Below are 13,488 nucleotides of genomic sequence, written 5' to 3' on the forward strand. Positions count from 1 at the left end.
TCGCTCAAGAGATTTCAGGAAGGGCCCGCTGGTGACCATTCGTATCTACTCCTCGTCCCTTTTGACAAACAAACGCTTCAGCTTTCGCCAAAGTTCGCCCAAATTATTGTAGTTCTCACGGTACGAAACACCAATACCCTGAGTATAAGGCGATGTCTCATAAAGCAAGTTGTCGTTTGAATGATTATACGCCTTTAACTGCAGCTTCCCGTTATTGGTCAACTTTACATTCAAGTCAAAATCACCAACAATATTGCTGTTATTTGAACGGGCTGCGTTGGCCGTGCTGTTATTCCCAATGTTACCATTCAGCGTCACCCGGTCGTTAAAAATCTGAGTGCTCAAGGCCAATTCAATTTCGTCATCCGATATTTGATTACCCGGACGATAGTTCACCCCAATATCAAAATCATTGCTAATTTGAGACAACCAGTTGCTCAGCTGATTGGAGAACAGTTCGCTGGCAGTTGAACCAACCAGGTTTGGGTTGGTGGCTTGGTACGATCCTCTGAGATGGTCGGGCGTGTAAAAACGCCCCAAAACCAGCAATGATAAAATCTGCCGGTTCATATCTTCATCCGTGCTGAAAAACTGCTGAACCTGATCTTTGATTTGATCTTCAACCGTTGGAAAATTAATATCGAATGCAATCTCTGGATTACTCAGGTTTTCTGTCAAAAAGATTCCGCAAGTAACCGGCACCCGCTGGTTGTAGTCAACAGTCCCCCCCGCATCAACAAAAAGTTCTGCTAGTGAAGTTTTGAGCCTGTAGATGGCCTCCAGATCAATCGTTGCATCATATGGGTCTCCGTTCCAGTGAATGGTTCCGCCATGGGCTATTTCAAACTTTTTATTGATAACATTCTGAAGCGTAAACAAGTAATCGCCCTGCTCTACCCGGTACTCACCAAACATGGTAATATTAAAATCAGGATCAATTCGAACCAGTAAATCGCCCGTTCCACGCGAACGGATAACATCACCAATTTGCGAGTTGTAAATAAGCTGAACCTGTGCGTCGGAAGTTACATTGAAATCGAAGTTCATCTGCAAATTCGACTTTTGATTCTGTGACTTTGCAATTGGGCTACTGATGTTGATACGTTCCCTGTTTACAAAGTTTATAAAATCATATTCCTGGGCCTCTTCTTCATAGTCCAATGAAATATTGATCGACGTTCCGCTTAAAGAGCTGGCAGCCGAGGTTAAAAGAACATCCTTGCCATGCCCTCGAACCTGAAAGCTCCCACGGGCATAAGCTTTCCCATAAAAACGTTCGTTATCTCTAAAGGTCGTATTCATGGCCAGCAAGCGTGGGGAACTAATTTCCAGGTCATAATCCATATTCTGAAAATTATCATGGCGAATTGAACCATCAAAAACACCTTTATTCCCTTGGTAATCGTTAATCTGAATTTGATCAAAAATGATTGAATCAGAACGAAAGCTCACCGTATCGCTAAAGTAATAGTCGACTTGCATCGACTTTACGGCCAACCCGGCATCCAGTCCCAGCACATCACCATCCAACAACAGCTTTTTGGGAGTCCCGTGAATCCACACTTCACCCGTACCACGGCCCCGAACATTCTGAAAACTGTTCTGCAAAATGGGCTGTAAAATAGTTAATGACAAATCATTCAACCTCACCGAAAAATCGATTGAATCATTTCCAGGCTTGTAGGAACCAAAACCATAGAGCGATTGGTGATTCTTCGTGTTCACACTAAGCTCAGCCTGCAATTCTTCCGAAGGCCGATCCCACTTACTAACCAAACTCACGTCGCCAATAGCATGATTTCGAAAACTCAAATCGTCAATCTTCAAATCGGACAACAACATGGCCCGCTCATAAACATCAAACAAACTGGCCGAACCATTAAGAACACCCCGGACTGCAACGTCCTTTTGAGCAAACGAATTCAAATTTCCCAGGTTAATTTCGTTTACCTTCAAGTTTAGCCGATCGGCTTTATCTTTAGAGACCACCCCATCCACGGTAAGTTGCTGTTGCTTATTCGAGATTCGAAAGTTATCCACCGCAATGCGCGACGAATCAATGGTAACCGCAGAAGGATGCACGGTCCATAGCGTATCAGCAATGTAAATATTGGAAGGCTTGACCGCAATTTCCACATGCGTTTGGTCATAACCGGTACTCTGGAAGTCAATTTGAGTTTCCAATTCGCCACTGTAGGTCGTCTCATGGAAGTTATTCCATACTATTTTAGAATCCAGCCGATCATCAGCAGCATTGGCCAAAAAAGCCAGGTTGTAGATGCGCTGTTTATCGTTGATCATCAATTCTTCCAGGCGGCTTTTGATCTCCAGTTCATCGTTGGAATGGATACGAAGTGAATAACCATTAAAAATCAGGTTTCCATACTTCATATCAGGAATATCGGCATGAAAATCCAGGTGTAATTGCTGATCATCAAACCGTCCGGCAATTGTTGAAGGCCCAATGTACAACTGGGGCAACAGTGTTCGGGTAATGGGATCAACGTCTTTCACCATCACTTTAAAGTTAAATTGGTTCAGACTTTTAGTCTCGTCAAAAGCAAGGCCTGACGAAGGTAAATAGCGATGCAATAAATTTTTAACACTTCCAACAATGGTCCGAAAAGAGTAATTTCCTGTGATTTCGGCATCGGCAAAATCGGAGCGAATTTGCAGGTAAGCCGAATCTTCATAAAAAGTATTTACACTAAAACTATTCAACAGTAACGTGTCGTTTTCATTCACATACTGCCCTTCTTCCACCCAAATATTTCCATCGAGGTTGTCAATGCTGTTTGCTTTAAAATTGGCATTCAAAAACATCGACAGCATTGATTTTTCATACCGGTGATCAATATTCAACGCTTTCAGATTGGCCTGTCCCAGCTTCATCTCAAAATCAAACTCCGGAATGTCTTTGTTAAAATCAAGCTTTCCCACAAAGTTGGCATCCAGGTTCGGGTCCTGAATATTGAAACTACCTTCAAACTTTTTATCCTGAAGCGCACCATCCAGACTCAGGTTCTTAAATTTATACTGATTGAACACCAGGCTGTCCACCACTCCAGCCACTGCCACATCAAAAGCGCGCGTCACCTGATTAAACGATCCATCAACTTTTCCGTTGAAGGTCAGTTGCTCAAATTGATTAATTTGAGTGAATTCGCCCAGCTCAAAATTCACAGTCCGCAAGCTTCCGTTTACTTTTAGCCGGTTACCCTTTTGCGGAACAAAAGAAAGGTCGGTTTTAATTTGACCAAAGTTGGACTGCACCGAACCATAGGCCACAAAATCACTCAGGAAACCGGTAAAATTACCCTCATAACGCACCACGCCTGCATCGTAAAGCAACTCTGGAAACTCCAAAAAATCGGCATCCATAGAATCCGGAAGTTTGATTTTGCTCAGATCTTTAAAGTCAGCCGTTGAATTCTTAAGGTCAAGTAAAATATAGGTTTGATCGAGGTCGGGCAAACCATTACTGTATAAATCACAAATCAACCGGGTGTTTTGGCCCATCGATAGTTGCAGGTCTTTTGCTTTCAAATCGGCTATGGTTCCATAAACCCGGCCCGACAGGTCAATTTTCAAATCCATTCCACGCAAAGAAGGAACCAATTGACTCACATCCACAAAGTCAACCACCGATTCTTTTAAATCAACATCCAGCTTTAAAAATGAGAAGTCCCTTCCCGCTCCCATCTCCGACTGGTCCAAAGTAACATCGGCATTTCCAATGGAAGAATGAGGCGTGGAAACATTCAGATTTTGAAGTTTGACAACATGATTCGATGAAACAAGCTGGGTGCTTAGCGAACTCAGCTGAAAGGATTTATGATCATCAAAGCTCATGTTATTGATGCTGAATGATAACGAATCGTGATGCAGTTCAAAATCACTTACATCCAATTGAATATCGTATAAATCAATGGTTTTAGGCTTTTCCATTTTGTAATAGGAATAGCCCAAACGAGTATCATTAAACAGAAAATTTTGACAAAAGAAGTCCCAGTTATCCTGTTGTTTATTCGAGCGCATGGCATCAAAAATAAACTTGTAGTTGGGCAACTGATCTTCGGTTAACGACACAAAAAACTTCGTCTTACTCATTTCGATGGACGACAGATTGATCAGTTTTCGTTTGATCTTCAGGTCATCAATCGATGCCACCATTTTATCCACATAAAACAAGGTATCCTGCTGCTGATCTTCAATCAAAAATTCATTTAAAACCACTTGGTTAAAAAAACGAATGTCCACGCTAGCCAAAGTGATTCGGGTATTCAGGCGCTCCGAAAAGTGGTTGGCGATTTGCCGTACCAGGTAAGTCTGCACCACACTGGTCTGAAAGGCCAGATACACACCCAAAATCAGGACCAGAAATGCCCCAACTATCCAAATGACTATTTTGACTGATTTTTTAATAATTTTGTGGCTTTAAAAAATTAGAAAACAAAATAAACTAAAATCCACGTAAATCGTTAGGTTCAACAGTTAAAATAATTGAAATCTACGCTGAAAATTGGTTTTCATGAATAATAAAAAAGATATCATCATTTTAGGGATCGAATCATCATGCGACGATACCTCGGCCGCTGTCATCAAGAACGGGTATTTGCTATCGAATATTATAGCCAGCCAGAAAGTTCACGAGGCTTATGGCGGTGTTGTCCCCGAATTGGCTTCACGGGCCCATCAGCAAAATATTGTTCCCGTAGTTGACCAGGCCATCAAGCAGGCAGGCATTAGCCGCGACGAGATTTCCGCTATTGCTTTTACCCGTGGCCCGGGCTTACTTGGCTCGCTGTTGGTGGGTACTTCTTTTGCCAAAGGATTTTCGCTGGCTGCCGGCATTCCAATGATTGAAATTAATCACTTGCAAGGCCATGTGCTCGCACATTTCATACAGGAAGAAGGAGTAGAGTTTCGCGAGCCCAAATTCCCGCACCTGAATTTGCTGGTATCAGGCGGAAACTCGCAAATCATTATTGTGAAAAATCACCTGGAAATGGAAGTCATTGGCCAAACCATAGACGATGCTGCCGGCGAAGCTTTTGACAAATGTGCCAAAGTAATGGGCATGCCCTATCCGGGTGGTCCGTTGATTGACAAACTGGCAAAAATCGGCGATCCGAACCGGTTCAAATTTGCCAAACCACGAATCAAAGAGCTCGACTACAGCTTTAGCGGACTAAAAACCAGCTTCTTGTATTTCCTGCGCGATCAACTCAAGGAAAATGAGAACTTCATTGAAGAAAACCAGGCTGATTTGTGCGCCTCGCTGCAAAAAACCATCATCGACATTTTAATGGATAAACTGGTAAAAGCAGCCAAACAAACCGGCATTAAGGAAGTTACGGTAGGCGGTGGTGTTTCAGCCAACTCAGGCTTGCAGAATGCACTGAAAGCAGAAGCCCAAAAACGTGGCTGGAACATGTACATTCCTAAATTTGCATTTACCATGGACAATGCAGCAATGATTGCCATTACGGGTTATTACAAGTACCAGAACAAACAGTTTGCCGCGCAAGATGCCGTTCCCTTTGCCCGTATGAGCATCAATGACTAGATTTTTAGTCCGAGCCTATTTGTTAATTAAAAGCCCATTCAACTCCCTGCTAAATCAATGCAGGTTAACTTGAGTATGGCAATCTGCTTCCTGCATTGAAGCAAACAATCCGGAATTCTTAAACATTCAAATTTGGAACAGCACACAAAAATACCCGTCGTTTTGGTTACCGGCTTTTTAGGCGCCGGGAAAACCACCTTGATCAACGAAATTATCCACCACCACCAGCATTTGAAACTGGCTTTGGTTGAAAATGAATTTGGACAGCAATCCATTGATCAGGATTTGATTGTCGGCATGCGCTGTGAAAACATTTTTGACCTGAGCAATGGCTGCATCTGCTGCTCCATCTCCAATGAGTTTTCACTCACCCTGCTTGACCTGGCTGACAAAGCTGGTGAGATTGATTACTTACTGATTGAAACCACGGGGGTTGCCGACCTTTCAAATGTTATTAAACCGTTTTATGACGACCAGGAATTGAAAGAAAAATACACGCTCGCCGGCAGTGTGTGCCTGATTGATGCCAGTAATTTTATTCAACAGATGAGTGAGCGCGAACAACAAATGCAAGTTATTTTAAGCGACTTGCTTGTTGTAAACAAAACCGATATGGTTGATGAAACAACACTGGACGACATTAAAAAGAACCTGACAGCCTGGAACCGAACGGCCCAAATACAGACCACAAAGTTTGGACAATGCAACGAACTTCAACTGGATCATTTTGCTGAAAGTGTACATGGACAGCTGGAGAAGAAGATGGCAGAACCTTTTATGTTTCGCCTCGTGCAATCTAAAAAGTACACCACTTTCACCCATGAGTTTTCGGGCGAAATTCCTTTGGAACGCTTCAAATACTGGTTCAATTACTTTGCGGCCATCAATCAGCGCGAGATTTATCGCATCAAAGGCATTTTATTCTCTCAGAATTCTCCTACCAAAACCATTGTACAATCTGTTGGCGGAGCAACCAGTTATGCCGAAGGCAGCATGATTATCCCTGGCGAAAAACCTGTAAACAGGTTGGTTTTTATCGGAAAGGAAATTGATTTTGACCGGATCAGTTTTGAGCTTGATCACTACCTAAATAAGGAATAAACGTTCAATTAATACCAGCCCAGCACCTGAAGAATAATGACCACCAATACCGTTGTCAAGGCGGTAACTCCAATGGCCAGACTACTCATAGCTCCTTCCGTCTCCCCCATTTCCATGGCTTTGGTCGTTCCCAACGCATGAGCCGAAGTTCCCAGGCCAATTCCTTTAGCTACCGGATGTACTATTCGCAACAAACGATATAAGGAAGGTGCAATGATCACCCCAAAAATACCGGTAATCATGATCGAAAGCACCGTGATTCCTTCATTAGCTCCTAAACTGTCGCTAATTCCGATACCAATCGGAGTCGTTACCGAATGGCCCATAATGGAACGTTCAAGCAGCTCATTCAACTGAAACAGACGCCCAAGTAAAATAACCGATGCCACGGCCGCAAAAACACCAGCGGTAATGCCTCCCATGATGGCGAATTTATGGGCTTTCAGCAACTTTCGGTTGCGGTACAAAGGCAGGGCCAGCACCACCGTTACCGGTCCTAAAAACGAATGGATAACACTACCACCTTCCATAAAGTGTTCAAAAGGAATATCGAAAAGAAGTAGCAACCCAATAATCAAAGCGATGGAAGACATCAACGGATTCAGCCAGGTGGCTTTCAATTTGTCCCTCAGGTAGCTAATTCCATAAAACGAAGCTACCGATAGCAGAATGCCAAACAAGTGGGTATCAGTCAGAAACTTCATCGTGATTTTTTCTTCGTTTAATTAAAAATTGGGTCACCAGGCCAGCGCAAGCCATAACAATAAGCGTTGAAGCCAAAATAGCAACAATCGTTTGAACATACCGTCCTTCAAGCGATTGGTACGAAACCATAACGCCAACTCCGGCTGGGATAAAAAAGAACCCCATGTTCTTCAGAAAAAAATCCGCAGTTTCTGCAATCTGCCTTTCCTTGATTACTCCGGCAAACAATAGCACGAGCAATAAAATCATGCCGGTAATGCTCCCTGGAATGGGCAAACTCAAATAATGGGAAAGCAATTCTCCCATAAAGTTAATTCCCAACAGAATTAAAAGTTGTTTAAATACCTTCATTATTTGCGGATTAAAAACGCGGCCAACCGAAGCTGAACAAGCTCACTTAAACCTTCTCAACAAAAGGACGAACGTCGGTCAGAAACATGCCTGCAGTTTTGGCTGCCTGCATTCCCAACACCCCATCTTCGTATACATGACACTTCTCTGGCGTAACATTGATCAACTCAGCACACTTCAGAAAAGTCTGCGGTTCCGGCTTATGCTCGGTCACATCGTCAGCCGTAACAATCGCATCAAACTTATCCATAATCTTCAGCGTTTGCAATTGCATTTCGGCACTTTTGCGGCTGGCGCCGGTTCCCACGGCCAGTGGAATTTTTCCAAAATAGTCATGCACCAATTGAACCACTGAATCATGCGCACGCAACTGATCGGCGCTCTGCCAAAATATTTCTTGCTTCATGCGAACCAGTGCCTCCGGATCAACCCCTTCCAACTGATTATCGCTGATAATGCGGTAGGCAAATTGAATGGTTGGCATGCCAGTTAGCTCGGCGACCATACTTTCATCGAAACGGCAATTGAAGTGCTCACATACCTTATGCCAAGTGGCAATATGTACCGGAAGTGAATCCGACAAAGTTCCATCCAAATCAAAAATTAAGGCTTTAGCCTCGGGGTGCTTATCTAGTTTCATAACTATTTTTCTTGATGTTTGCGGCGAAATTACGCTTTTTTTCGCCCTAAAAAATAAAGCCCTTGGTTTAGCGCAGGGAATACCGGCAATTTAAACTTCTTTTAATTTTCAGTATGAACCGAGCTTAATGCACGCCCATTAAAATCAGGAAAAGTGCTGCATGGTTCCCGGAGTTTCTGCGTCCAGGTGATCGACATTGTTCAGCTCAACCACACGGTGCCTGCCATCGGCATACAACTCCACCCGACTGACCGAGGTATTTTTAGTTACTTCCCACGAAAAATACTCACTAGCCGGCTTGTTGGCAAGTACGGTCCAAAAAGCCCGAATCAAGCCGCCATGAGTAATGGCAGCCACCCGCTGTCCATCATGCAGCCTCAGCATTTTATCAATAAACTGTTCTGCACGCTCCAGCATGTCTTCATTGGTTTCCGCTCCTTCAGGTAAATAATCCCAACTCCAGTTTTTGGGAAATGCTTTGCCTTCCCACGAGGTAAGCGATCGTTCGCGCAAGAGAGGGTCTGTAATCAACTTCATCTCCGGGTGAAACTTTAAGATTTCATTGGCTGTATCAATCGTCCGCTGCAAATCGCTGGAATAAACCAGATCCAAAGGTTCTTCTTTCAGCTGAACGCCCAATTGACGGGCTTGCCTGATCCCCAGTTCCGACAAGCAACCATGCTGCTGCCCCTGACAAATATTATTTGCGTTTTCAACCGTCTCTCCGTGCCGTATAATCATCAATTGAACCATAAGTCTGACATTATTTAACTGACTATTTATAGTATTTGCATACAAATATGAACTAACTAAGACAAAGATGAAAAGTTTCTGTTCAATGCCCCTTAATACAGGAATTACCTTTACTAAGAAATAACCTTTCAAGCATCTGTTTGTTAATAAAACGAAATCAAACCCCTAAATTTGAGTGTAATTCATTTGAGCAAATGATACTTATTGGGTACGAAATCCAATACAACCTTATCGATATCAATTAAAACGATTCAGTATGTTTAAAATTTATCTTTCGTTCATCTTTGTTTTTCTACTGGGAGCCAGTACGGTTTCCGCAGAAAACGCTGAAGCCCGACTCCTGCGTTTTCCGGCAATTTCCGGCAACCAAATTGTTTTTACCTATGCCGGCGATTTGTACTCGGTGCCAGCCGATGGAGGCACCGCAAGAAAACTAACCAACGACATTGGCTTTGAACTTTTTGCCCGCTTTTCGCCGGATGGAAGCCAACTGGCATTTACCGGCCAATATGATGGGAACACCGAAGTGTTTGTAATGCCTGCCAATGGAGGCACTCCCAAGCGACTAACCCACACGGCGACTCTGAGCCGCGATAAAGTTTCGGACCGCATGGGACCTAACAACATTGTGATGAGCTGGACTCCGGATGGGAAAAACATTGTGTACCGTTCGCGTAAGCAAAGCTTCAATTCTTTTAAAGGACAGCTTTTTCAGGTATCTGTTGAAGGTGGTTTATCTTCTGAACTGCCACTGGCCGAAGGCGGATTTTGCAGCTACTCTCCTGACGGCAAACAACTGGCCTTCAATCGTGTTTTTCGCGAATTCAGAACCTGGAAATACTACAAAGGAGGGATGGCTGACGACGTTTGGGTTTTCGACTTCAAAACCAAGGCAATCAAACAAATAACAGACAATGATGGTCAGGATATTTTCCCCATGTGGGCCGGCGACGAGATTTTCTTTATCTCCGACCGCGACCGAACCATGAACATCTTTGTGTACAACACCAAAACCGAATCGGTTGAAAAAGTAACCAACTTCACCGAATATGATGTAAAATTCCCATCGATTGGTGGAGATTACATTGTGTTTGAGAACGGTGGTTACCTGTATAAAATGAATGTGAATGACAAGCAACCGGTAAAGGTTCCTGTTCACATCAACAACGATTTTACATATGCCCGTAACGAATGGAAAGATGCTTCCAAACACATTACTGACGGCGACATTTCGCCCAACGGAGAGCGTGTCGCATTTTCAGCGCGCGGCGAAGTATTTAGTGTTCCGGCCAAAAAAGGGATCACCTACAACCTGACCAAAAGCTCCGGAGCCCATGATCGCAGTGCGGTTTGGTCGCCTAACGGCAAATACATCGCTTACTTGTCCGATCAATCCGGTGAGTTTGAAGTCTACATCCAGGATCAACTGGGCAACCAGGCCCCGATTCAGCTCACCAAAGGAGCCGACACCTATAAATTTAGCCTCGAGTGGTCGCCTGACAGCAAAAAAATCATGTGGTCGGATCGTAAACTAAGACTCCGCTATGTCGATATTGATTCGAAAAAAATAACCACGGTTCATACGGCTGAGTATGGTTTAATCCGGGCTTATAACTGGTCGCCCGACAGTAAATGGATCACCTTCAGCCTCCCAACAGATAACCGCTTTTCAAAAATTGTGGTCTACAATACCGAAGCCAAAGCATTGCATGAAGTGACCGACAACTGGTACGATTCCGGCTCGCCGTCCTTCTCCAGCGATGGAAAATACATCGTATTCGTTTCGGCGCGCGACTTCAATCCCACATACAGCCACACCGAATGGAACCATGCTTACACCAAGATGTCGCGCATCTACCTGGCTATTTTATCCAGTGAAACCACATCGCCCTTTGCGCCCGAAAACGACACGGTAAAAGTTGCAGACGCATCGAAAGAAGACAGCAAGAAAGATGTGGCCAAATCTGCCGAGCAGAAGTCAACCGATAAAGCGGTAAAAATTGATTTGCAAGGGTTGTCGGATCGGATTGTTTCGCTGCCTATTCCAGCTTCAAACTACTACAATGTAAATTGTGTGGACAATAAAGTTTACTATTACGACTATGGAGATGAGCGCAATGCAAAACTTTACGACCTGGAAAAGAAAAAGGAAACGGTGTTGGGTAACTTCAATTTCAGTATTTCTGCCAACCACAAAAAAATGCTGGTGGTCAAAGACCGAAAATGGGCTGTTATCGACCTCCCCTCCTCTAAGGTCTCACTTGATGAAACGATTGACCTATCAAACATGGACGTTTGGGTAGATTACCAGGCTGAATGGAAACAGATTTACGATGAAAGCTGGCGGCAAATGCGTGACTTTTTCTATGTAGAAAATATGCACGGAGTGAACTGGAAAGCCATGCACGACAAATATGCTCCGCTGGTTCCCCATGCGCGCCATCGCGATGACCTGACTTACATTATTGGCGAATTGATTGGCGAACTGAATGTTGGCCACGCCTACGTGCAGAGCGGCGAACGCCCCGAGCCAGCCCGTATTCAAACCGGACTTCTTGGTGCCAAAATCAGTGCCGATGCTTCAGGCTATTTCAAGATTGATGAAATTTTGGAGGGAGCGAACTGGAGTAAGGAATTGCGCTCGCCATTAACCGAAGTAGGTGTTAATGCCCAGGCAGGAGATTACATTGTTGCCGTAAATGGCGTAAGCACCCAATCAACCAAGGATATTTACGCCTTACTGGTAGGCAAAGCCGGCAAAGAGGTAGAAATCAGCCTCAACAGCAAACCATCAGAAACCGATGCACGCAAGGTGCTGGTAACTCCGATTGCCGATGAAGCCAATCTTTATTACTACAACTGGGTACAAGACAACATCAAAAAAGTAAGCGAAGCCACAAACGGCGAAGTAGGTTACATTCATGTTCCGGACATGGGGCGTGCCGGGCTTAATCAATTTTCCCGCTTGTTTTATCCCCAGCTGAATAAAAAAGGGCTGATTATTGATGATCGTGGCAACGGCGGCGGAAATGTTTCGCCTATGCTTATTGAACGCCTGCAGCGGGTGGCACAACGCGCCAATGTTCGCCGAAATGTCAAACATCCTACTCCCGTTCCCAGCCAGATGGTTCTTGGTCCTAAAGTATTGTTAATTGACCGTTACTCTGCTTCTGATGGCGATTTATTCCCTTATGCTTTCAAACATTACAAACTGGGAACAGTTATCGGAACACGCAGCTGGGGTGGTGTTGTAGGTATCAGCGGTTCACTTCCGTTTATCGATGGTGGCGAACTCAACAAACCGGAATTCGCCTCTTACTCGTCTGAAAAAAGCGAGTGGATTATTGAAGGATATGGCGTTGATCCGGACATTGTTTTAGACAATGATCCTTACCAGGAATACCTGGGCAATGATGCTCAGCTGGAAAAAGCCATTGAGCTAATCAAAGCAAAAGTTAAAACGGAATACAAACCATTACCCGCGGTTCCGCAAGCACCGGACAAATCAAAATAGTCCAATCAAACAAGCATAGAAGGAGGCCGATACGGCCTCCTTTTTTTTTGCTTCAATTTTCTTAAACACACTCTAAATAAATCGATTACATCAATATTAACCAATCCGGACTGACCTTCAAACTTACACCTATCAAAAGTGCTTTTCTGAAAATAAACGGCCTGAAGTGTTCCAATCTAAGCTTTCTGCCTTACCTTTGCCCCCTCATAAAAAACAAAAAATCATAACCATAGAATTATTACGAGATGAGCCTGGAGAAAAAATTACTGGAGCGCAGCGGATCGGTATGCGAATTATGTGGATCAAACCAAGAACTGAAAGCTTATGAAGTACCCCCTAAAACCAGTGGATCGGTTGATGAAAGCATTCTTGTCTGCAACCACTGCCTGACACAAATTGAAAATCCAGACCAATTGGATGTCAACCACTGGCATTGCCTGAACGACTGCATGTGGAGCCAGGAGCCCGCTATTCAAGTCATGGCCTGGCGCATGTTAAACCAACTTCGGAATGAAGGCTGGGCACAAAACCTGCTGGACATGCTTTACCTGGAAGAAGACGTATTGGAATGGGCCAAAACAGGACAAAGCACCGGAGCAGAACAAGATGACGCCCCGAAACACATGGACAGCAATGGAGTTCCCCTTTTAGCCGGCGATACTGTTGTGCTGATCAAAGACCTGAACGTAAAAGGAACCAGCTTTGTAGCCAAACGAGGCACGGCTGTACGCGGAATTTCATTGGTGCACGATAATCCGGAACACATTGAAGGTCGCGTAAACGGACAACAAATTGTTATTCTGACCAAGTTTACCAAGAAAACAAACTAGAAACCTGGCTGGATACCGGTTTTTA

Annotated in this window: 9 protein-coding genes; 4 read left to right on the forward strand and 5 right to left on the reverse strand. The window is 44.1% G+C overall.

All coding sequences use genetic code 11. The features are described from left to right. Positions 1 to 45: 45 nt before the first annotated feature. Positions 46 to 4,362: a translocation/assembly module TamB domain-containing protein gene (locus ACRD6K_RS14000; protein WP_430973771.1), complete on the reverse strand. Its 4,317-nt coding sequence runs from the start codon at positions 4,360 to 4,362 to the stop codon at positions 46 to 48. Positions 4,363 to 4,531: 169 nt separating this feature from the next. On the opposite strand from ACRD6K_RS14000, the gene tsaD reads away from it, so the two are divergent. Continuing rightward, on the forward strand, positions 4,532 to 5,569 hold the full coding sequence (gene tsaD / locus ACRD6K_RS14005; RefSeq protein ID WP_430973732.1) for a tRNA (adenosine(37)-N6)-threonylcarbamoyltransferase complex transferase subunit TsaD: 1,038 nt from the start codon (positions 4,532 to 4,534) through the stop codon (positions 5,567 to 5,569). Between the two features lie 132 nt (positions 5,570 to 5,701). Next, complete coding sequence (locus ACRD6K_RS14010) at positions 5,702 to 6,670, forward strand: CobW family GTP-binding protein (RefSeq protein WP_430973733.1); 969 nt, start codon at positions 5,702 to 5,704, stop codon at positions 6,668 to 6,670. An 8-nt stretch (positions 6,671 to 6,678) separates the two neighbouring features. Here the strand turns inward: ACRD6K_RS14010 and ACRD6K_RS14015 are convergent, their stop codons facing one another. The 4 genes from ACRD6K_RS14015 to ACRD6K_RS14030 form a co-directional block, all read right to left on the reverse strand. Then, on the reverse strand, positions 6,679 to 7,374 hold the full coding sequence (locus ACRD6K_RS14015; RefSeq protein ID WP_299578058.1) for an LrgB family protein: 696 nt from the start codon (positions 7,372 to 7,374) through the stop codon (positions 6,679 to 6,681). Further along, a complete protein-coding gene (locus tag ACRD6K_RS14020) occupies positions 7,358 to 7,726 on the reverse strand; it encodes a CidA/LrgA family protein (RefSeq protein WP_299578057.1) in 369 nt (122 codons plus the stop codon). Before ACRD6K_RS14020 ends, ACRD6K_RS14015 begins: the two co-directional genes overlap by 17 nt. Before the next feature lie 46 nt (positions 7,727 to 7,772). After that, the gene (locus tag ACRD6K_RS14025; RefSeq protein ID WP_299578056.1) at positions 7,773 to 8,366 is read right to left on the reverse strand and encodes an HAD-IA family hydrolase; all 594 of its coding nucleotides are present in this window, start codon (positions 8,364 to 8,366) and stop codon (positions 7,773 to 7,775) included. Positions 8,367 to 8,510: 144 nt separating this feature from the next. Next, positions 8,511 to 9,119 carry a histidine phosphatase family protein gene (locus ACRD6K_RS14030; protein WP_299578055.1) on the reverse strand — a complete coding sequence of 203 codons (609 nt, stop codon included), beginning with the start codon at positions 9,117 to 9,119 and terminating at the stop codon, positions 8,511 to 8,513. Between the two features lie 256 nt (positions 9,120 to 9,375). Here ACRD6K_RS14030 and ACRD6K_RS14035 point away from each other — a divergent pair, with 256 nt between their 5' ends. Both ACRD6K_RS14035 and ACRD6K_RS14040 read left to right on the forward strand, forming a co-directional pair. Then, positions 9,376 to 12,633, forward strand: a complete 3,258-nt coding sequence (locus ACRD6K_RS14035) for a S41 family peptidase (RefSeq protein WP_430973734.1) — start codon at positions 9,376 to 9,378, stop codon at positions 12,631 to 12,633. 245 nt (positions 12,634 to 12,878) lie between these two features. Further along, entirely contained in the window at positions 12,879 to 13,463 is a 585-nt protein-coding gene (locus tag ACRD6K_RS14040; RefSeq protein WP_430973735.1) for a PhnA domain-containing protein, read from the forward strand. Positions 13,464 to 13,488: the final 25 nt, after the last annotated feature.

The sequence above is a fragment of the Sunxiuqinia rutila genome (assembly GCF_050589705.1).
Classification (GTDB): Bacteria; Bacteroidota; Bacteroidia; order Bacteroidales; family Prolixibacteraceae; genus Sunxiuqinia; species Sunxiuqinia rutila.